This window comes from Alteromonas sp. MTD1 (genome assembly GCF_042848195.1).
Taxonomy (GTDB): domain Bacteria; phylum Pseudomonadota; class Gammaproteobacteria; order Enterobacterales; family Alteromonadaceae; genus Alteromonas.
On record NZ_BTGG01000008.1, the window covers coordinates 256,834 to 277,495 of the forward strand.

16 protein-coding genes are annotated in these 20,662 nt (G+C 43.5%); 9 read left to right on the forward strand and 7 right to left on the reverse strand.

The genetic code is table 11. From position 1 onward, the window contains the following. Positions 1-4: 4 nt before the first annotated feature. From ACGHAV_RS12795 to ACGHAV_RS12825, 7 genes are all read left to right on the forward strand, one after another. A complete protein-coding gene (locus ACGHAV_RS12795; protein WP_390381216.1) occupies positions 5-1,927 on the forward strand; it encodes a chemotaxis protein CheA in 1,923 nt (640 codons plus the stop codon). Beyond that, a complete protein-coding gene (locus tag ACGHAV_RS12800) occupies positions 1,924-2,427 on the forward strand; it encodes a chemotaxis protein CheW (RefSeq protein WP_390381219.1) in 504 nt (167 codons plus the stop codon). The genes ACGHAV_RS12795 and ACGHAV_RS12800 overlap by 4 nt, the downstream gene beginning before the upstream one ends. A gap of 4 nt (positions 2,428-2,431) precedes the next feature. Then, positions 2,432-4,738 (forward strand): methyl-accepting chemotaxis protein, encoded by a 2,307-nt coding sequence (locus ACGHAV_RS12805; RefSeq protein ID WP_390381222.1) that lies wholly within the window; start codon positions 2,432-2,434, stop codon positions 4,736-4,738. Between the two features lie 102 nt (positions 4,739-4,840). Then, the gene (locus ACGHAV_RS12810) at positions 4,841-7,756 is read left to right on the forward strand and encodes a PAS domain-containing protein (protein ID WP_390381225.1); all 2,916 of its coding nucleotides are present in this window, start codon (positions 4,841-4,843) and stop codon (positions 7,754-7,756) included. Continuing rightward, a complete protein-coding gene (locus ACGHAV_RS12815) occupies positions 7,756-8,586 on the forward strand; it encodes a CheR family methyltransferase (protein WP_390381228.1) in 831 nt (276 codons plus the stop codon). Before ACGHAV_RS12810 ends, ACGHAV_RS12815 begins: the two co-directional genes overlap by 1 nt. Positions 8,587-8,594: 8 nt before the next feature. After that, positions 8,595-9,212, forward strand: coding sequence for a chemoreceptor glutamine deamidase CheD (cheD, locus tag ACGHAV_RS12820; protein ID WP_390381230.1), 618 nt, complete (start codon positions 8,595-8,597; stop codon positions 9,210-9,212). A 2-nt stretch (positions 9,213-9,214) separates the two neighbouring features. Next, complete coding sequence (locus ACGHAV_RS12825) at positions 9,215-10,261, forward strand: chemotaxis response regulator protein-glutamate methylesterase (RefSeq protein ID WP_390381233.1); 1,047 nt, start codon at positions 9,215-9,217, stop codon at positions 10,259-10,261. Between the two features lie 54 nt (positions 10,262-10,315). On the opposite strand, the gene ACGHAV_RS12830 is transcribed toward ACGHAV_RS12825, so the two are convergent. After that, a complete protein-coding gene (locus ACGHAV_RS12830) occupies positions 10,316-10,552 on the reverse strand; it encodes a hypothetical protein (protein ID WP_390381236.1) in 237 nt (78 codons plus the stop codon). 334 nt (positions 10,553-10,886) lie between these two features. Here ACGHAV_RS12830 and ACGHAV_RS12835 point away from each other — a divergent pair, with 334 nt between their 5' ends. Continuing rightward, entirely contained in the window at positions 10,887-11,900 is a 1,014-nt protein-coding gene (locus ACGHAV_RS12835) for a DMT family transporter (protein WP_390381239.1), read from the forward strand. A gap of 17 nt (positions 11,901-11,917) precedes the next feature. On the opposite strand, the gene ACGHAV_RS12840 is transcribed toward ACGHAV_RS12835, so the two are convergent. Genes ACGHAV_RS12840 through ACGHAV_RS12850 form a run of 3 tightly spaced genes read right to left on the reverse strand, consistent with a single transcriptional unit; the run spans position 11,918 to position 16,714 of the window. Then, positions 11,918-12,652: a substrate-binding periplasmic protein gene (locus ACGHAV_RS12840; protein WP_390381242.1), complete on the reverse strand. Its 735-nt coding sequence runs from the start codon at positions 12,650-12,652 to the stop codon at positions 11,918-11,920. Between the two features lie 34 nt (positions 12,653-12,686). After that, positions 12,687-15,545, reverse strand: coding sequence for an ATP-binding protein (locus tag ACGHAV_RS12845; RefSeq protein ID WP_390381245.1), 2,859 nt, complete (start codon positions 15,543-15,545; stop codon positions 12,687-12,689). Next, positions 15,545-16,714, reverse strand: coding sequence for an ABC transporter substrate-binding protein (locus ACGHAV_RS12850; protein ID WP_390381248.1), 1,170 nt, complete (start codon positions 16,712-16,714; stop codon positions 15,545-15,547). Before ACGHAV_RS12850 ends, ACGHAV_RS12845 begins: the two co-directional genes overlap by 1 nt. A 313-nt stretch (positions 16,715-17,027) precedes the next feature. Between ACGHAV_RS12850 and ACGHAV_RS12855 the strand changes: the two genes are divergently transcribed. Beyond that, positions 17,028-17,522, forward strand: a complete 495-nt coding sequence (locus ACGHAV_RS12855) for an exonuclease domain-containing protein (RefSeq protein WP_390381251.1) — start codon at positions 17,028-17,030, stop codon at positions 17,520-17,522. Positions 17,523-17,532: 10 nt separating this feature from the next. On the opposite strand, the gene ACGHAV_RS12860 is transcribed toward ACGHAV_RS12855, so the two are convergent. The 3 genes from ACGHAV_RS12860 to ACGHAV_RS12870 form a co-directional block, all read right to left on the reverse strand. Next, the gene (locus tag ACGHAV_RS12860) at positions 17,533-18,030 is read right to left on the reverse strand and encodes a hypothetical protein (protein WP_390381254.1); all 498 of its coding nucleotides are present in this window, start codon (positions 18,028-18,030) and stop codon (positions 17,533-17,535) included. A 295-nt stretch (positions 18,031-18,325) separates the two neighbouring features. Then, entirely contained in the window at positions 18,326-19,471 is a 1,146-nt protein-coding gene (gene metK / locus ACGHAV_RS12865) for a methionine adenosyltransferase (protein WP_390381257.1), read from the reverse strand. Positions 19,472-20,292: 821 nt separating this feature from the next. Beyond that, the coding region (locus ACGHAV_RS12870) for a CHRD domain-containing protein (RefSeq protein WP_390381260.1) at positions 20,293-20,662 on the reverse strand (370 nt) is incomplete at its 5' end.

Sequence of the window (20,662 nt, forward strand, 5' to 3'; positions counted from 1 at the left end):
AATCATGACCATTGATGTAAACCAGTTTCACGGTGTGTTTTTTGATGAGAGTGATGAACACCTCCAAGACATGGAGCAGTTGCTCATGACCTTGGACGTCGATGCTCCCGACCCCGAAGAGTTGAACAGTATCTTTAGGGCAGCACATTCCATAAAAGGCGGCAGCGGTATCTTCGGCTTCGATGCGTTAATGAATCTTACCCATGTCATGGAAAATCTACTCGACAAGGCGCGTAACCAAGAAATCCAGGTTACGTCTGATATTGTCGATATTTTTCTTCAAACTCTCGATGTACTCAAAGACACCCTAACAGCTTATAAAGAGCAAACCGAACTGCCTCAAGAGCAAATAGATGCCAGTATTAAAGTACTTGAAGAAACGCTTGCGAATGCATCAGGGCAGGTGGTGGCAGGTGCTCATGACTCTCCCGAACAAAACGCAGAAGATGAAACCAACGAAATTGAGGGTTTTGGTTTCTTTGATGAAGAAGAGACCGAAGCGCAAGTGCAAAGTGAAAATAGCGCAGACGACATAGAAGGTTTCGGGCTCTTCGACGAAGAAGCGACTCCTACCGAGGCAACGAGTGACGCAGAAAAAAAACGTGACACCAGTAAGGCCGATGAAGGTTTCGGTTTCTTCGAACCAGAAAACCTTCCCGTAAAAACAGAGAGCACCCAGCCAGCAGCCCCTAAACAGCCGATAGTGAAACCGGTAAAAACTCAGCCAAAGGCGGCAGCAAAAGAAGCCGCATCAATTCGGGTAGACACTACCAAAATTGATGCAATGGTTAACCTAGTCGGTGAGCTCGTTATTACGCAGTCTATGCTTTCTAATGTAGGACAAGAAGTTGAAGGACAGGTAGGTGAACGCCTTCAACTTGCTATAGATGAGCTGCAGCGCAATACCCGTGAAATTCAAGAATCGGTGATGTCTATGCGTATGCTGCCGGTGAATATGACATTTAATCGGTTCCCTCGAGTAGTGCGAGACCTGTCGTCAAAGCTAGGTAAGAAAGTCGACTTAGTTATTCAAGGTGGCAACACTGAAATTGACAAGAGCCTTATCGAAAAATTAGTCGACCCACTTACTCATTTAGTTAGAAACAGTATTGACCACGGTATCGAAAGCCCTGAAAAGCGCCTTGAAGCGGGCAAGTCTGAAAACGGTACAGTTATTTTAAGTGCAGAGCAGAAAGGCAGCAGCATCATTATCGGCATTATTGACGATGGGGCAGGCTTAAACAAAGCTCGTATTCTAGAGAAAGCCACACAAAACGGGTTGGCGGTTACGCCTGACATGCCAGACAGTGAAATTTGGCAGCTTATATTCCAAGCGGGTTTTTCTACCGCAGCAGAGGTTACCGATGTATCAGGCCGTGGCGTAGGTATGGATGTGGTTCGCAGAAACATAGAATCGATTGGCGGGCGCATCGAAATAGAATCGTCACAGGGAGAGGGCTCAGCCTTTTACATCCACTTACCCCTTACGCTTGCCATTGTAGACGGCATGTGTGTGTCGGTGGGTGACCAAATTTTTGTTATTCCGCTGCTTAATGTTATTGAATCCTTTCAGCCTACCGTTTCTCAAGTAAAAACACTTGGCAATGACAAAGTGCTTTGGATTAGAGATCAATATTGGCCTTTAGTGTCGCTTACTCAGCTTATGCAAGTTGATGACGGCATTACTGAACCAACTCAAGGCATAGTGGTGCTTCTGGAAAGCAGTAAAAAGCGCTACGGCGTGTTGGTGGACTCTTTAGTTGGTCAGCAGCAGGTCGTGATTAAAAGCTTAGAGCAACATTACAAAAAGGTCGCAGGGATTGCCGGTGCCACCATTATGGGGGATGGCAAGGTAGCCATGATTTTGGATGCCGACTCTGTAGCGGCAAATTGTACCACTATTCCGAATGAAGAGGTTTCACTATGAGCGAAGCAGCCCTGCAGCAAGCCGTAAGTGCGTCGAAAGAGAATGAATTCTTAAGTTTCGTGTTGGGCGAGGAACACTATGCCCTAGACATCACGACGGTCAAAGAAATTCGCGGCTATGAGCAAGTCACCAAGATAGCTAACGCACCAAGCTTTATTAAAGGTGTAATTAATCTGCGTGGCGACATTGTGCCTATTGTGGATTTGCGCATTAAGTTCAACGTCGGTGAAGCCACCTACAACGACTTTACTATCGTCATCATGCTAAACGTTCACGATCGTATCGTTGGCATTGTCGTTGACGGGGTGTCTGACGTAATTCGCTTATCAGAAGAAGACATGTTGCCACCACCAGAATTCGGTGTGGCGTTTGACAGCAAGTATCTTCATGGTTTGGCTGATATTGAAGAGCACATGGTTATTTTAGTGAATATTGAGAGCTTAATTACAAGTAACGAATTGGGCTTAGTTGAAACAAAAACACAAGTAGTTGAGGGTTGAAGCAATGGGAATCATGACGTGGTTAGAAGACTTCACGAAGGCAACGGATGTTAACCAAGCATTGAGAAACAAACAGGCCCTTGATGCCACAACGTGTTGCATCATGATGGCCGATGCAGACAGAAATATTATTTATGCCAATCAGTCGGTAAAAACACTGCTTAAAGAAAATGAGAAGAAATTACAGGCTGTTCTTCCCAGTTTTTCTGCTGATAATTTGGAAGGTCAGAACATCGACCAATTTCATCGAAATCCTTCACACCAGCGCAACATCCTTGCTGAACTAAAATCGACAATGACTTCTACAATTAGTATTGGCGATTTGAACTTCAAACTCACGCTTACGCCTTTTTTCGACCAAGACAGCAAAAATATAGGCACTATGGTTGAGTGGGTCGACCAGTCTGAGTTGCTCATCAAAAGCACTATGTTAAATGTATTAAACGATGCGCAAGCGGTTATAGAGTTTAATGCAGACGGTGTTATTCAAAACGCCAATGATAACTTCCTAAATGCCCTTGGCTATAGTCTTAACGAAATTGTGGGTAATCATCACAAAATGTTCTGCGATAACCAGTACATTCGCACTGAAAAGTACGCGCAGTTTTGGCGTGACCTTAAAGAAGGCAAGCCTCAAAACGGTGAGTTTTGTCGCTTTAATAAAATGGGTAAAGAGATTTGGATCCAAGCCACTTACAATCCGGTCTTCGATGGTGATGGTAAGGTAATACGCGTGGTGAAGTTTGCCACTGACATTACTGCATCAAAATTACGTAACGCATATTTTGAAGGGCAAATTGAAGCAATCAACAAGGCCCAGGCGGTTATTGAATTTGACCTTGAAGGAAAAATTCTGAACGCCAACGAAAACTTCACCAACACAGTTGGCTATAGCTTAGATGAAATCGTCGGCAAACATCACAGCATGTTTGTAGATGATGAGTACAAGCGCAGCGTTGAATACAGCCAGTTTTGGGAGCAGCTACGCCGAGGCGTACTGTTTACTAATGAGTTTAAGCGCATCGGCAAGGGCGGTAAAGAAATTTGGATCCAGGCATCTTATAACCCCATTTTGGACCAAAATGGCAGGCCGCACCGGGTAGTTAAATACGCTATTGATATCACAGGCAGGAAGCAAGCCATAAGTGATATCAAAACCGCCATGAATGAGTTGGTACAGGGTAATTTAGATTGCCGTATTGAGCATGAGTTTGACGGTGAGTTTAAAGAGCTTGGCACATCAATCAACCGCTTTATAGATGATATGCGCCGTATCATAGGGTCTATCAGCGATGTAATGACCCGTTTATCTGGTGGTGACTTAACTGCTGAACTTGATGAACAATTTGAAGGCGAATTCCAAGTGTTGGGCGATGCTATAAATCAGTTCGTCGGCGAGATGTCTGGCACTATTGGCTCCATCTACCAAGCGGTAGAGACCATTAATACTGCTTCAGCTGAAATAGCCACAGGAAATTCTGATCTTTCAAGTCGTACTGAACAGCAAGCGTCAAGCCTTGAAGAAACGGCTTCAAGCATGGAAGAGCTTACCGGTACGGTAAAACTTAACGCTGAAAATGCGGAACAAGCCAACAGTTTAGCGTCCCAGAGCTGCGAAATCGCAACTCGTGGCGGCGAGCTTATTCGTCAGGTTGTCGACACTATGTCGTCAATCAACGAGTCGGCTCAAGAGATTTCAGACATTATCGGTGTAATTGACGGCATTGCATTTCAAACCAATATACTAGCTTTGAATGCTGCTGTTGAGGCAGCTCGAGCAGGTGAGCAGGGCCGTGGTTTTGCGGTGGTTGCGTCAGAAGTTAGAAGCTTAGCCCAGCGCTCTGCTGAGGCGGCAAAAGAGATCAAAGAGCTTATTTCAGACTCGGTGAACAAAATTGATGGGGGCAATAAACTCGTCAATCAGTCTGGAGAGACAATGGAAGAGGTGGTGACGTCTATAAAACGGGTCAACGACATTATGTCGGAAATTGCCGCGGCGAGCTCTGAACAGGCTTCGGGTATTGAGGAGGTCAGTAAGGCGGTGGTGCAGATGGATGAAATGACGCAACAAAACGCGGCGCTGGTAGAAGAAGCGGCGGCAGCTGCTGAAAGTTTACAACAGCAGGCGGGTAATTTATCTGAGCGTGTATCTACATTCAATATTGGCGATAAAGCTTCTATTGAAGAAGTTAAACCGCAAAGAAAGCCTCAAGCATTAACAGATAAAAAAGTGGCTTCAGTGTCCATGCTAAAAACAAATAAGAAGTTAGCTCCGAAAGTGCCAAACAACGATGAATGGGAGTCTTTTTAGTTAACGAAGGCGAATTCTTTAATAGGGAATTCGCCTTTTTTATTACTTGACGTTTTATTCAGCGCTTCAGCACGTAGCGCTACAAATTTGATAGGTGATGCTATGGGTGTTTTTAATATATTTCATAATGAAGAGTTGGTGGCTGCTCAAAGCCTTTCTCGTTTTCAAGAGCAGGCGTTGAGTGAGAGTACGGCGTGTTTGATGCTAGTGGACGCATCGGGAACAATAACCTTTGCCAATAAAGCATTTAGAAAGCTTGCAGAAGAGCACATGGCGCAGTTCTCAAGCGCGCTCCCTAATATCAATTTTGAAGAATTAACCGGCACCTCAATCGCAGGCTTTTTTGCTAGTAGCAGAGAATTAAGCCAGCGATATAGTACCTGTAATAGTAGCGACACTCTTTTACTGCCGGTAGACAACCTATTGTTTACTTTAAGGCTTACCACAATCAAAAGTGTTGAGGGCGATAAACTTGGCACTATGGTGGAATGGATAAATGACCAAGAGTTGCAGCATAAATCAGGCTTACTAGAGGGCCTCGATCGATGTCAGGCTATTATTTCATTTACACCGGCGGGTATTGTCGAAGATGCCAACGACAATTTTCTTAAAGTAACGGGTTATTTAAAAGAGGATATTGTAGGAAAGCATCACCGCCTATTCGTATTGCCAGATTATGGCGTGTCTGACGAATACAACCAGTTTTGGGAAGGGCTGAGAAATGGCGAACGCAGTAGCGGTGAATATTGCCGCGTAGCAAAAAACGGCGACAAAATTTGGATCCAAGCTTCTTACAACCCTATCTATGACAAATTAGGCAATATTGTACGCGTTGTTAAATTTGCTACCGACATCACAGCGCAAAAGCGTAAGAGCGCAGATTATGAAGGTCAGATTAACGCCATCGATAAATCGTTAGCTGTCATCGAGTTTGACTTAGATGGAGTGATTCAACACGCTAACGAAAATTTTTGTGCTACTACAGGCTATGACTTAAGTGAAATCCAAGGTCAACATCACAGTATGTTTGTTGAGCCTAACTACAAAATGAGCCCTGAATATTCGGCATTTTGGCGCGACTTGAAAAAAGGAGAGTTTAAGTCAGGCGAATTCAAACGGGTGAAAAAAGATGGCAGTGAGCTTTGGATCCAAGCGTCCTATAACCCTATTTTTGACGAGTTCGGTCAGCCAATAAAAGTGGTGAAATATGCATCTGACGTCACTGAACAAAAGCTGCAAAACGCTTTTAACACCGGGCAGATAGACGCAATAAGCAAATCGCAAGCAGTTATTGAGTTTGACCCGAACGGTAACATTGTGACCGCAAACGATAATTTTTTGGCCACGGTCGGGTATGCACTAGACGAGATCCAAGGAAAGCACCACAGAATTTTTGTCACTAAACAGGAACGTGAATCTGAAGAATATCGCACCTTTTGGAAGAAGTTGTCAGAAGGCCAGTTTTATTCTGGTGAATTTCATCGTATTGCTAAAGATGGTTCAGACGTATGGATTCAAGCAACCTACAACCCCATTTTAGATATGAGTGGCAATGTAGTAAAAGTGGTGAAATACGCCAGCAACATTACCGAACAAAAAGTAAGAAATGCTTATTTTGAAGGGCAGTTAGCCGCCATTGGTAAGTCACAAGCGGTCATAGAATTCAATATGGACGGCATTATTCAGGATGCCAATGAAAACTTTTTGAATACGGTGGGCTACACCCTAGAAGAAATTAAAGGTAAGCACCACAGCATGTTTGTCGACCCAGCTTACCGCGCAAGCCCAGAATACGCCGCATTTTGGGATGCGCTGCGTAGCGGCACTTATTCATCTGGTGAGTATCGTAGAGTCGGTAAAAACGGTAAAGAAATCTTTATTCAAGCTACCTACAACCCTATCTTGGACCACAATGGCAAGCCCTTCCGCGTAGTCAAGTTCGCTACCGATATTACTGGCCGAACTCTTGCAGTAGAGGAAATCAAGCATGTAATGACTAAGCTTACAGAGGGCGATCTTACCGTTAATATCGACCATGCATTAGACGGAGATTTTGCTGTCTTAGGTGAAGCAATAAACCAATTTATTAACGAAATGCGCAGTACAATCACCAGCATTAATGAAGCGGTAGAAACCATCAATGTTGCATCGGGAGAGATTGCAACTGGTAACGCCGACTTGTCAAGCCGTACAGAGCAACAAGCGTCAAGTCTTGAAGAAACAGCGTCGAGCATGGAAGAGCTAACCGGAACTGTTAAGCTCAATGCTGAGAATGCCGAGCAAGCCAACGGTCTTGCAGCGCAAGCAAGTCAAATCGCTTCTCAAGGTGGTGAGGTTATCAGTGAAGTTGTGGATACCATGACACAGATAAATGACTCTGCTCAGGAAATATCAGACATTATCGGTGTAATCGACGGCATTGCTTTCCAAACTAACATCCTAGCTTTAAATGCAGCAGTAGAAGCAGCACGCGCTGGTGAGCAAGGGCGAGGATTCGCGGTTGTTGCCTCTGAAGTGCGTAACCTAGCTCAGCGCTCTGCCGAAGCTGCGAAAGACATTAAAGAGCTTATTTCTGACTCAGTTAATAAAATCGCAAGCGGCAACGAACTAGTGGTGAAATCTGGTGAAACGATGGCCGAGGTTGTGACGTCAATTAAACGAGTCAATGACATAATGTCTGAAATTGCAGCTGCGTCAGCAGAGCAAGCATCAGGTATCGAAGAAGTGAGCAAAGCCGTCATCCAAATGGATGAAATGACCCAGCAAAACGCCGCACTGGTAGAAGAGGCTGCAGCTGCGGCTGATAGCCTTAAACAGCAATCACTTCAGCTAAACGAACGAGTTTCTGTGTTCGAAGTAGGTAAAGGACTAAGCAGAGACCAGCAGCATGTGGCAGCGCTTACACATAATGACTTTGGTCAAACACAGCGCGCGCGTGCAGCAACAATGCAACGAGTACCAGATACAAAGGTATTAACCCCCGCTATGCCTGACGATACTGAGTGGGAGTCATTCTAATGACTGCGACGGTTTCAACACGAGAAAGCACAAGGGAGTTCGCCTTTGAGAAGGCGGACTTCAAAAACGTGCAGCAAATGTTGTTCAAAAAAGCAGGAATAAATTTATCTGATGCAAAAGAGGCAATGGTCTACAGTAGGTTGGCGCGAAGAATAAGAGCGAGTAATTTACGTAGCTTCAATGAGTATCTTGCTTTAGTTAACAAATCTGAATCAGAATTAGAGCAATTTATTAATGCGCTTACCACGAACTTAACCTCTTTCTTTAGAGAGCCACACCACTTTACTGCGCTGGCAGATTATTTACGCCAGCACAACGTTACCAATATCTGGTGTGCTGCGAGCTCTACTGGTGAGGAACCCTATTCAATTGCGATGGTAATAGCTGAGGCTTTTGGCAGTTTTAAGACGCCAGTAAAGATCATTGCGTCTGATATAGATAGTAAAGTTTTGGCTAAAGCCAGGACAGGTATTTACCCCTTAGCGTCTATTGCGAAAATACCTCAATATCGACAAAAACAGTTCTTTCATAAAGGCAAAGGTGCTAACGAAGGAAAGGTAAAAGTGGTCGACGAGCTTCGAAATATGGTGCAGTTCAAAAAGCTGAACCTTACCGATGCCAAGTGGGATATCAATGGTCCTTTGGACGTTATATTTTGTCGAAATGTAATGATTTATTTTGACAAACCCACACAGCTTAAAGTGCTGCAGAAAATGGTTGGTATGCTAAAGCCTGCTGGGTTGTATATGGCCGGACATTCTGAAAACTTCAACATGTACACAAACCTAGTGAGACCGGTGGGGAAAACTATTTATCGTCCTGTTGATTAGGAGATACTGTGGCTACCCCTAATTTTGAATTACCCATAAATTACTATGACAAGCGGTTTTCTAGGGAAGCGGTAAAACTGTTACCTGGGCAGTATTTTGCGACGTCTCAGGACAAAATGTTAGTTACGGTACTAGGCTCTTGTGTCGCGGCATGTTTGTTCGACCCTCATACGGGAGTGGGTGGTATGAATCACTTTATGCTGCCCACAGTGAATAAATTGGCGGGTGAATTTGAACAAGTTCAAGGGATGGCGGCCAAGTATGGCGTCCATGCCATGGAAATCCTTATCAATGAGCTAGTGAAACTGGGAGCAAAAAAAGAACGGCTAAATGCAAAAGTATTTGGCGGGGGGAAGGTTGTGCCTACCTTTGTGCAAAACGATGTGGGGAAGTTCAATGCAGAATTTGTGATGCAGTTTCTTGAAATTGAGGGAATACCAATTGTTGCGAGTGACTTGTGTGATATTTATGCTCGAAAAGTGTACTTTTTTCCAAGGAACGGTAACGTGCTAATGAAGCGCATATACGAGCTTAATAATGCGACGATTATTGAACGTGAAAGCCAGCACCGCTGGGAATTATCAAATCAAGCGCCAAGCGGCAGTATCGATTTATTTGAGGATTAGTCATGACAATAAAAGTGTTGGTAGTTGATGATTCAGCGCTTATCCGCCAAATACTGAGCGAAATCATTAAAAGTGAGTCAGATATGATGCTGGTTGGTGCAGCTCCAGATGCGTTTGTGGCCAAAAAGCTGGTGCTTGTGAAGTCTCCCGATGTCATAACGCTAGATATTGAGATGCCGAAAGTGGATGGCTTGCGTTTTCTCGAAGTACTTATGAATGCCAAGCCAACGCCAGTAGTGATGATTTCTACCCTGACAGAAAAAGGGGCAGAGGCGACATTACGCTCACTGGAGTTAGGAGCGATTGATTTTGTTGCCAAACCCAAAATTGGTGTAGCACAAGGTATGGCGGAATATCACGAATTAATCGTTGATAAAATTCGAACGGCGGCCCGTTCTAACGTAAAGAAAGCGAAACCTGCTAAAGTATCATCTGTTAGTAAGGTTAGTTATTCAGGTACGGAAAAACTTATCGCAATCGGTGCCTCGACAGGCGGCACCGAAGCTATAAAAGAAGTATTACAAACATTCCCCGCAAATGCTCCTGCAACAGTAATTACTCAGCATATGCCAGCAGGCTTCACCTCTACTTATGCACGACGATTAGACTCTGTATGTCAAATGCAGGTAAAAGAAGCGAAAGGAGGCGAGCGTTTACTTCCCGGTCAGGCTTACCTGGCACCGGGCGATAAGCACATGGAAATTGAAAGGAGCGGAGCTGACTATCGCATCAGACTTAGTGATGGCCCACGTGTATCGGGTCACAAACCCTCTGTTGACGTGTTGTTCAACTCACTTTGTAAAAGCGCTGGTAGCAACGCGATAGGTGTTTTATTAACAGGAATGGGGAATGACGGTGCAAATGGACTTCTGGAATTGTTTAACGCCGGATGTGAGACATTTTGTCAAGATGAAGCGAGTTGCATTGTGTTTGGTATGCCGAAAGTGGCCATTGAAAAAGGCGCTGCGAAGCGTGTACTAAGTTTGGATGATATGGGTCAAGCCATTATGCAAACTGTAGAAAAACTCTCCGCAGGTAGTCGCTTATAATGAAATCAATACTTTTTGTATCATAATTATTTTAGCAATGTGTTAGGTCTGTGGTTACAAAGTGCTGTTGGGCATAAAATTAATAGATGCACAAATTTGTGGCATTTTTTCCGGCGTCATCCCTGGCTGTAAAAAGGGCTCCGATGAGCTAATTTTAGCCCTCTGAGTTTCGTTAGCGGCCATTACACTATCAACACAGTCGGCGTGAACCGAAACCCTTGTATAAAGCTCTTTCATGCCATATTCGCCAACGTCTTTAAACCAAGAGTCCGCTCTTGATCTTACGCCCATTAAATAAAACTCGCCTTCGTGCTTAATGAACGCGGGCCCACCGCTATCACCATTGCCAGAAACGCCCTCAAGTTCAAGGCCTTTGTTGCCTTTATCAAATATAAAGCGCAGGTCTGACTTCGTAACTTAATCAACGCTAAATCATTCTTTTCACCAAGCTCAATTGTGGAGGCAGTGAGAAAGGAATGTACTAATAAATACTTTTAAGTTTAACTTCGCCTAATCTGCAAAGAATGACGCCTCAGGTGTTAAGTGCATTACGCGCTCATCTTGTATAGTCGGAAAATACAAACAGCTCAGCGGCAGTGAAGCGCCTGAATAAAGAATTTACTGTATGAATAAAATATCTTTGCACAAACATTCATCCTTTTTTGTCAACGCTAATGCCAAGACGCATAACACTTCACAATTTGGCGTGCTAGCTATTGTTGTTGCTAGTTTCTTATGGGGAACTACTGGCACTGCCGCGCAATTTGCGCCCAGCATTAGCCCTTTAGCCATTGGTGCGTTCGCCATGGGCACTGCAGGAGTATTGTTGTGTATGTTTGCCTACAAACAGCTAATGCGCGACCTTCATTTATTAAAGCGCAACCCCATCGTTTTTCTGCTTGGTGCGCTGTGCGTGAGCATCTATCCACTTGCCTTTTACTCATCAATGCGGCTCTCGGGTGTTGCCATAGGTACCGTAGTGTCAATTGCTAGTGCGCCGTTGTTTGCTGCTGTGTTGGAGTTTGTCATTGGGAAAAAGCCAGTATCTAAGACATGGGTGATTAGCTTTTGTTTTGGCGCAACAGGTGTGGTGTTCTTATCCATGGGAAAAAGTGAACTATTAAATTCAGCGCCTAGTGTGGCTTCAACAAATATAGCTTTTTCTAGTATAACGTCTTACACAAATGAAAGAGTGTGGGGAATAGTGCTGGGGTTAATCGCAGGACTTACGTATGCGGGCTACTCGTTTGCAGCAAAATACTTTATCAACAATGGCGTTAATTCCAAGTCTGCCATGGCTTCACTTTTTGGTGCTGCGTCTTTACTGCTATTGCCGTCTCTTCTTTTTACTGGTGACAAGCTGTTTACATCCCCAACGAATGTGGCGGTTTCAGTATATATGGCCATTATTCCTATGTTTTTAGGCTATATGCTGTTTGGCTACGGCCTTAAAACAGTAGAGGCGAGCAGGGCTACGCTAATAACGTTAATTGAACCTCTAGTGGCTACGCTGTTTGCGATATTGCTAATAGGTGAAACATTTAAGCTCATCGGTTGGCTTGGTATGTTCTTTGTGTGTGTATGTTTGTTCATTCAAACCGTGCGCTGGCCGCTAGCTAGGCCATTCAGTAACAACTAAGGTTAGACGTCAGAACATTACAACGAGAAGTCGCTGTATTTTTTCAGTATTGCCTGAATTTGTCCTGTAGCTTTCAAATGAGCAATGGCTTCATTGATACGAGGAAGTTTATCTTTGTGACGATTATGCACGCGCAGTGCTAGTTCGCCTTGCGTGTGTATTGGTCCTAACGCTATGCCAATATCATACTTTGACGACCAGTATCGTGAAGAGGCTTCTTCCATAGTCATGACGTCAATCCGTTTTCTGCCTAATGCGAGTAAAAGCGAGCTTTCAGAATCAAAGTCGAGACGCTCGAACTGGTCTTCATCAAAATAAACATAGCCCGAAACCGTGCCTACTGGATTGCCATAAATAACGTTGACGTCGGCGTATTTTTCTTGGTTTTCAGGCATAGTGATGAAGTATTCTTTCACCGTTAGAATGGCGTCAGAAAAAGAAAAGTTTCCAACGGGGGCATCAGGTGGTAGCCAACTTTGACTAAAAAAGTCGAAGTCTAGTTTACCTGTATTAAAAGCAATCATGGCGCGCTTAGTTGAAAGCATAACCTTTTCGGTTTTAATACCCGCGCGCTGCATAATTAACGGTAGAATTTCAACTAAAATGCCGGCACGTTTTTCATCGACAGCGTTTTCGTAGGGAACCGAACTGCCCGACGTACCTAAGTTATATTTAAGGACAGTATCTGTGCAATTACCCGTTATGGGCAAAAGGCTAAGTACGCAAAAAAATAACCACGCTCGTTTGTTCATAAATACACTATATCAGTACAGCTTATAAATGCGGTTAGGTGGACACTTTGCTCTTTGCCCAGTACTCTACTTTTTTAAGCAAGTCTTCTACCTCGAAGGGTTTACTTAAATAATCATCCATTCCGGCATCAACACATCGCTCTTTGTCACCTTTCATAGCATTCGCAGTAAGCGCAATGATAGGTACGTCAACATACCTGTCGCCGGCTTCTCCCTTTCTGATACGTTTGGTGGCTTCGAAACCGTCCATTTGAGGCATTTGGCAATCCATTAAAATGACATCAAATGTCACTTTCATCTTGCTTAGTGCTTCTAAGGCCTCAACACCCGACTTAGCGCTAAGTGTGGTGTGCTGCGACAAATGCTGCTTAACAATAATTTGGTTAATATCATTATCTTCAACAACCAGAATTTTCAGCTTTTTAGTCTCGGTGCTTTGTTTTTGCTCGTTCAGCAGAATAGGGGCTATCAATGCTTCGTCGGTATATTCCATATTTACCGTGAAATAAAATGTACTGCCTTCACCTTTTTTACTTTCAAGTGAAATGCTGCCACCCATTAATTCACATAGTTGTTTTGAAATTGATAAACCAAGTCCAGTACCACCGAATTCGCGCGTAGTAGATAAATCTTCTTGGGTGAATACATCAAAAATAGTCGACTGTTTATCTTCAGCAATACCAATACCGGTATCAATAACCTTGCAGTGAATTTGAATATCATTGCTGTGCAGCGTTTCTAGCTTGGTGTGTACTTCAATTGAACCGGTGTCGGTAAATTTAATAGCGTTTCCAATAAGGTTTGAAAGAATTTGCCCAAAGCGAACTTCATCACCTAGTACAACGTTGATGTTATTAAGCTCGTTGTTAAACTGAAGGGTTAAGCCCTTGTCATCACACAGCAGTGCAAACTGGTTTTCTATGGCGTGCAAAGACTGAGCGATATCAAACGGTGCATTTTCAATTTGGAGTTGGCCTGCTTCAATTTTAGAAAAGTCTAAGATATCGTTTACGATATGAAGCAGGCCTTGAATACTGAATTTAGCGAGTGATAAATAATGGCGCTGATCGTCGTCTAATTTCGACGCTTCTAACAACTGAAGCACGCCAGAAATACCATGGATAGGTGTGCGTATCTCGTGGCTCATGCTAGCAAGAAAACTAGACTTTGACCTTGCAGAATCTTCTGCTTTTTCTCGCGCGTCTTGCAGATATTGTTCGGTAAGACGCTGTTGTGTGACATCTTGTTGGAACCCTATGTAATGAGTTACCTCGCCGTTTGTTTTTACCGGCGTTAGGTTTAATCTGTTATAAAATTCACTACCGTCTTTACGGTAGTTCAGTAGCGTTATGTCTATGGGCTCGCGCCGAGCTATGGCTTGTCTTACTTTATCTATCGACTTTGTATCTGTTGAATTGCCCTGCATTGCTCTGCAGTTATGCCCAATTATTTCTTCACGTTTGTAGCCGGTAAGGGCCTCAAATGCACTATTAACGTATATTACTGGCTGACCCACTCGAGTTATATCTGAAATGATGATGGAAACCGTAGCCTCATCCATAGCGTGTGTAAGTATCTGCACATTGCTTTCAAGTGAGCGTCGCTCTGTCTCATCACTTCCTATATACATAGTGCCACGTTCGTCGCCAAACGAGTCGGTTAACGTAGCTTTTGTCCAGCGAATAAATCTATCTTTACCTGTGGTAAGAGAAAAGTGGGTAAGCTCGTTAGAGGTGTCATTAGATAAGCGTTGAACGATAAACTTAACGATGTCTGACATCTCGACATATTGATCTTCACAAAACTGATCAAAGCGTTTGTTCGACAGCAAGACAGCATTGTTTTTGTCGACTACTAACAGCATATCGCCCATCGATTCTAAAACATTCGAAAATTGTTCATTTGATAGCGAGGCTTCCGCGAGCTCGTGCATAAGCTTGTCAAATGCATTTCTAATATCTGCCAGTTCTTGTGCTTCTTCGCTATTTGAGGAGGGAAGCGCACACTGTCCGTCGCGGGTTTTGTGTTTAATATCGTTGTATAAGTTAGACAGTGTGTTTTCCGCCAGCGCGCCGGTTTTTCTTACCATGTGTAAAATAATTAACACAAAGCCAATAATCATAGCCACGAGCACAACGCCAATCCAAGCTACGCTTTTATACGCTGCGAAGGTAGGCTCAATGCTGTAAAGCGTAAGGTTTTGCCATGGCACACTTTCAAATGAGTAACCCGAATCATTGAACTCAGACAATAACGTGTTAGGGGCAATCAGCGTTGGCTGACTACTGAAAAGTACAAGGCCTTGTGAGTCTGAAACCAGCTGATTGGTGAGTCGAGGATAAGAAGTTAGCAACGATTGCAGACTATCTACATACATCACTAATGCACCTTCAGCCACACCGCCAAGTAACACAGGTACACTGATTAATACACCGTGTTTAGATACAGATGAAAACGTCGCTGACTCGCCTAATGTAAGTTGTCGCCATGTTTTTTCTAAATTATCGGGCAGCTTGGCTTGCCAATTTTTGTCAATGATTTGGTTTCCCGCAAAATCGAATAAGGCAAATTCAACGTGAGGGGCTTGGGTAAGGTTAAGTGAGCGGAAAAACATGGGTAAATAGTTTCCGCGTTGTTCCATATCAACTAGCGAATTAATGATGATATCGTTGGCAGCAAGGTCAGCTAACTGGCGGGTGGTGTCATCCACTATATAGCTTAGGTCTTGCTGTAAGCCTTCAACTGACTGCTGTTGCAAAACTTGCGTTTGCTGAGATACGAAATGAAACGCCGCTGCAAACAAGGTGATAGAAAGCACCACGACCAACGCAATGAGTCGCGGCAACATATTTGTAAGTAATAGCTTCCTAAGTCTTGGAGGCGTTTTTTGCATTAACGGTCGTCCGTAGTGACTAATTGACCTTTATCATTGAATTTAGTCATAAAATAGTCATTTGACCACAACGCATCGTGCCTTTCTTTTGTAAACGGTGGAGAATATTGTTTCACAGCTCCGTCGAAAGTGGCCATTGTTTCTAATTTTTCGCGAACTGCACTTACCTGAACGCTATTTGCATCATTGGCCGCTTGCGCAACCATATGAGTAAGGTCGTATGCGTGCGCTAAACCCGTCACACCCTTGATAGTAAGCGGGTCGTTTACACCATACCTATTTTGATACGACGCCAGTAACTGTTTTGCATTCTCGTTTTTTTGATGATTAAAATGAAATGTCTGAAGCACTGAAATGTCGAATTCACCAATTGGCTTATCTAGAAGAGAGGTAAATTCACCCGATGCTATACCCCAGTGTGAAACAACCGGTGTCGATGTCATCCCCTGGGCTGCGAGTTCATTCATGACAACTGCGCCTTCAGGTACGTTAGTGACTAATATTATTGCATCAACGCTTTCATCTTTTATGGAAGAAATGTCTTCTGAAAAATCGGTTTGTTGCCAGTTTATCCAATGTACTGACGAAATTATTATGCCCTGTTGCGAGACTGCTTCAGTTAATGAGGCTAAATTTGAACGCCCCCATCCAGTTCGCTCTAAGACTAATGCAACACGTTTTATGGCACGTTTTTTCGCATAACCCACTAAAACGGTTGCGGCTTCAGAGTCTCGAACCGATACTCTAAATACATTGTTGGGGGTACGGTTGTTGTCTACTATTGGTGTACCTGCTGCCCAAGGCACTAGCATTAGCAGGTTTTTTTCGTGAATTACGTCTATTTCAGCTAACAGTACTGGCGTATGGACGCCACCTACGACTGCTAGTAGGTCAGGGTTCTCGCTATATTGCTTTAAGTTGTATATACCTCTTGCGGGGTTGCCTCTGTGGTCTTTTGTAACCAGTTTAAGCGGGCGGCCTAACACGCCTCCTTGTGCATTTATTTCTTCAACTGCAAGTTCTACTCCACGAGAAATAGCTACACCGCCATCAACGGCTACCGCTGATAAGTCAGCATCAACACCAATAACAAGCGGAGGTTGAGCACAATAAACGCTGTGGCTTGTACAAAGCGTAAAGAGCAATAAAACACAAATTCGTAATCGCATAGTAACCGCTATCCATAACACAACACTGTAAGTGTATAGCATTGACGCATTTCTGTTAGTTTACCTACGTACTCCTTTAGTATAGCGCCAAGCTCCTTTGTCCTATCATGCGATAACAATAATTAGTTGTGCAAGGCCGAACTGGCACGATTCTCTCATACTTAAGTATAAACTATGCATACGGTAGGAGTATGTCAGCAGTAGAAGATGGCGTGAAATGTGCGGTACACAGTTACCTATGAAGTGTTAACTCTGTAGTCCATGACCCTCCGTTATTACTGTATGTGAACATAGGTTATCTCTTGGAGTTAGGGTGCAACAAAAAACCTTGCCAACGATCATTGATGTTGAAGCCAGTGGGTTTGGCGCACAAAGCTACCCGATAGAAATAGGCATTGTGCGCTATGATGGTGCAAAATGGTGCAAGCTAATAAGGCCGTTTGATTCTTGGATGCATTGGGACAAGAACGCACAGGCGCTTCACGGAATTACTCGTGCAATGCTGCATGCTCGGGGGGCAGAGCCCGTTAGCGTGTGTAATGAACTGAATGCGTTTTTAGGCAATACTATGGTATACAGCGACGGGTGGGTGGTAGACAATCCATGGTTAATAAAGCTTTTCGCAGCTGCACAGGTAGAAATGACCTTTACCTGCCGAGCCCTAGAATATATTTTGTCGGAAGGGCAGATGAATGTGTGGCACGAAGTTAAAGCACAGCAGCTAGCACAATTAGATGTAAAACGTCATCGAGCTAGTGCAGACGCGTTGGTTATTCAACAAACCTATGCGCAAACTATGGGCTTGTAGTGCAATTTCATTAGAATAAATAGTGTACTCCAAGCGATAATGCCATATTCTCTTCCTCTCCAATTTGCCTGTGTTCTAGCTCTACCGCCATATTTAAGCCGTTACTGTCACCTAAAAGCCAACCTAAACGCGTAAAGGTGCCCACATCATCAGGAATGTATAACCACTCTGCGTAATGTTGATACGCGGTTATGTTTGCATTGTAAATGGCATACACTTTTTGAGGAAGCGATGTATCGAATTGGCGGCTAGCACTAATATAGCTTTGAGAGCCTGTAGGGTAGGTGAAGCTATTGTCGTAATAATGGGTTTCAGTTGTAGAGTGCAGTCTATAGCGGCTTTGTAAGTGCCAATTGGAAATCTTTTTACTTTTAAACTGAATAGGATTGTTGTGTGTTGTAAACCAAGAGCCACTTGCAAAAGTAATGTCGCCGTCAGCGAAAACCGCTTTCGGAGATAGAAATACAGCGAAAATAAGTATTAAGCTAAAAGGAATGCTCGTTCTCATTATTGCAGCCCAAGTGTTTAGTGTGTTTCTTTCGCTTCAACCATCCCTGTTTCGATTTCCCACTTACGGTAAGTGCAAAGTGGTTTTATTATTTGAATAACGTGTAATGCGTGACGAATGCCTGCTACAACAAACCTGTATCCTTATAAAGCATAGCCCTAAAAAACAAATAGTGGCAAAAACTTCTCAAAACTTGTGGGACGTACGGAAGTATGGTGAGTGTTGGCTGCTATTGTGGTGCTAAAAAAACAAAAAAGCTGCCATAAGGCAGCTTTTTTTACAACGTAATTTGTATCTAGACCGACGCTTTTAACGCAGCAGCTTTATCTGTGGCTTCCCACGGGAATTCATCGCGGCCAAAGTGGCCGTATGCTGCAGTAGGACGATAGATAGGACGTTCAAGATCAAGCATCTGAATAAGACCATATGGACGTAGGTCGAAGTGCTCACGCACTAGCGCAACCAGTGTTTTCTCATCTACTACACCAGTTCCGAAAGTATCGATACTAATTGACGTAGGCTCTGCTACACCAATAGCGTAAGACACCTGAATTTCACAGCGCTTAGCTAGACCTGCTGCAACGATATTCTTTGCAACATAGCGGCCTGCGTATGCTGCGCTGCGGTCAACTTTTGAAGGATCTTTACCAGAGAACGCACCACCACCATGACGTGCCATACCGCCATAAGTATCCACAATGATTTTACGACCTGTTAAACCGCAGTCTCCCATTGGGCCACCGATAACAAAACGGCCAGTTGGGTTAATGTGGAAACGCGTGTTGCTATCAATCCATTCGCTTGGAAGCACGGGCTTGATGATTTCTTCCATTACAGCTTCACGTACTGTTTCAGTGCTTACTGAATCGCAGTGCTGTGTTGAAAGTACTACTGCGTCGATACCAATCGGCTTGTCGTTTTCATATTTAAACGTAATTTGGCTTTTCGCGTCTGGACGTAAAAAGTCTAATTTGCCTGACTTACGCACCTCAGCTTGCTTTTGAACAAGGCGATGAGAATACGTAATTGGCGCAGGCATTAGTACATCAGTTTCGTCGCTAGCATAACCAAACATAAGGCCTTGGTCGCCAGCACCTTGTTCTTCCAAACTCTCGCGGTCAACACCTTGATTAATATCAGGTGACTGTTTACCAATAGCGTTAAGTACAGCACACGAGTCTGCATCAAAACCCATATCTGAATGAGTGTAGCCAATTTCCTTTACTGTATTTCGGGTCAATTCTTCAATATCAACCCAAGCAGAGGTAGTAACTTCACCACCTACTAAAACCATGCCGGTTTTAACATACGTTTCGCAGGCCACCCGAGCGCGCGGATCTTGCTCTAGAATTGCGTCAAGAACCGCATCTGAGATTTGATCAGCAATCTTGTCCGGATGCCCTTCAGACACTGACTCGGATGTGAATAAATGCGTGGCCATAAATGCTCCGTAAGCGTTAATTTTTCAAAATAGTCGTATATTGTACTAAAACAAGTTATAAATACCAGTCTTTACTTCTAGACGTCTAAAAGTCTCTTCGTTACGAATAGTTGACGAAACCCGTGATCAAAGTCATATAATCTGGGAAATCTTTCAACTGTGGGAATTAAATTAAAAACAATAAGATAGCACAAAAATAACAAATACGGTTGTTCAAAAAATCTCAATTAGTTGGGAATTTGGTATTAATTGAACTTGTTTAGAGTTCAAGTATTTTCGTTATCTCATCGTTTGTTAGCACTTTTGGGCAATTTTTTAGTTAAAACCCCTTAAAGGAATACTTGTTATTCTGTATCGTTTTTTTAAGGTTTCTGGCGATCAATCCCAATAAAATTTGATCTTAGTTCCCGCTTCATGGTGCTTGATTGCCTTGATAATTCGCTCATAGATGTAACTTTTCTTCATGTTGAGATCTCCATTGTCTTCAGTTGATTAGAGACCTCATGAATGTTGTGGTGTTATTTGGGACAAGGTGGGATTTGGGGCCGATTCATTATTGTGATTTTGTAACCATAAAAACGACCCAAGGCCTTCCATCCAAAGAAATAGAGCACTGGGCCATTTATACTGTGTTTTAGAAGGGATGGTTAAACTTCAGGACAAGAAGTATTTGGCCTTGTCTGCTTTTTCGTAAGATAACAAACTGTTTGGTTAACCTTTTCCAAATAATAAACGATTAAACAAAGTCTTTTATCCGAGAACCTTTCGACATAAAGTGTGGCCCTCACAATATCGAGTGAGGGCAATGCTTAAATGCTTGTTTACTCGATTTGCCCGCGTATTTCACCGTTTACGAAGGCTGGCGTATGAACATTGACGTAGTGCCCAGCGCTTAGAAATGCAGCCAACGTGTCATTGCTCAGCGTAAAGTCAAAAGGTGTAAACCATACGTTACTCTCATCGGTGTCCTGTAAAAGTGCTACTAAAACCGAACCATTTTCACCCCTTACGCCGCTGTGGATATGTGCCGCTACCGCATCGTCCACTTCACGCGTGAATATCGTCAGCTCAGTATTCAGCGTGGCTCTATCGACCAGTGCATATCCATCGCCAGAAGCGGTTGACGAATTCGACGGTACTTGTTGAGTTCCATCCAACCCAAAGGTAATTAGCGTATAATTGTTAGTAACA

Bases quoted from the DNA above. Each gene is read 5' to 3' on its own strand.
- ACGHAV_RS12800 (WP_390381219.1), top strand. From the start codon at position 1,924: ATGAGCGAAGCAGCCCTGCAGCAAGCCGTAAGTGCGTCGAAAGAGAAT.
- metK (WP_390381257.1), bottom strand. From the start codon at position 19,471: ATGGCCACGCATTTATTCACATCCGAGTCAGTGTCTGAAGGGCATCCG.
- ACGHAV_RS12810 (WP_390381225.1), top strand. From the start codon at position 4,841: ATGGGTGTTTTTAATATATTTCATAATGAAGAGTTGGTGGCTGCTCAA.
- ACGHAV_RS12835 (WP_390381239.1), top strand. From the start codon at position 10,887: ATGAATAAAATATCTTTGCACAAACATTCATCCTTTTTTGTCAACGCT.
- ACGHAV_RS12805 (WP_390381222.1), top strand. From the start codon at position 2,432: ATGGGAATCATGACGTGGTTAGAAGACTTCACGAAGGCAACGGATGTT.
- ACGHAV_RS12850 (WP_390381248.1), bottom strand. From the start codon at position 16,714: ATGCGATTACGAATTTGTGTTTTATTGCTCTTTACGCTTTGTACAAGC.
- ACGHAV_RS12860 (WP_390381254.1), bottom strand. From the start codon at position 18,030: ATGAGAACGAGCATTCCTTTTAGCTTAATACTTATTTTCGCTGTATTT.
- ACGHAV_RS12795 (WP_390381216.1), top strand. From the start codon at position 5: ATGACCATTGATGTAAACCAGTTTCACGGTGTGTTTTTTGATGAGAGT.
- ACGHAV_RS12825 (WP_390381233.1), top strand. From the start codon at position 9,215: ATGACAATAAAAGTGTTGGTAGTTGATGATTCAGCGCTTATCCGCCAA.
- ACGHAV_RS12845 (WP_390381245.1), bottom strand. From the start codon at position 15,545: ATGCAAAAAACGCCTCCAAGACTTAGGAAGCTATTACTTACAAATATG.
- ACGHAV_RS12830 (WP_390381236.1), bottom strand. From the start codon at position 10,552: ATGGGCGTAAGATCAAGAGCGGACTCTTGGTTTAAAGACGTTGGCGAA.
- ACGHAV_RS12815 (WP_390381228.1), top strand. From the start codon at position 7,756: ATGACTGCGACGGTTTCAACACGAGAAAGCACAAGGGAGTTCGCCTTT.
- ACGHAV_RS12840 (WP_390381242.1), bottom strand. From the start codon at position 12,652: ATGAACAAACGAGCGTGGTTATTTTTTTGCGTACTTAGCCTTTTGCCC.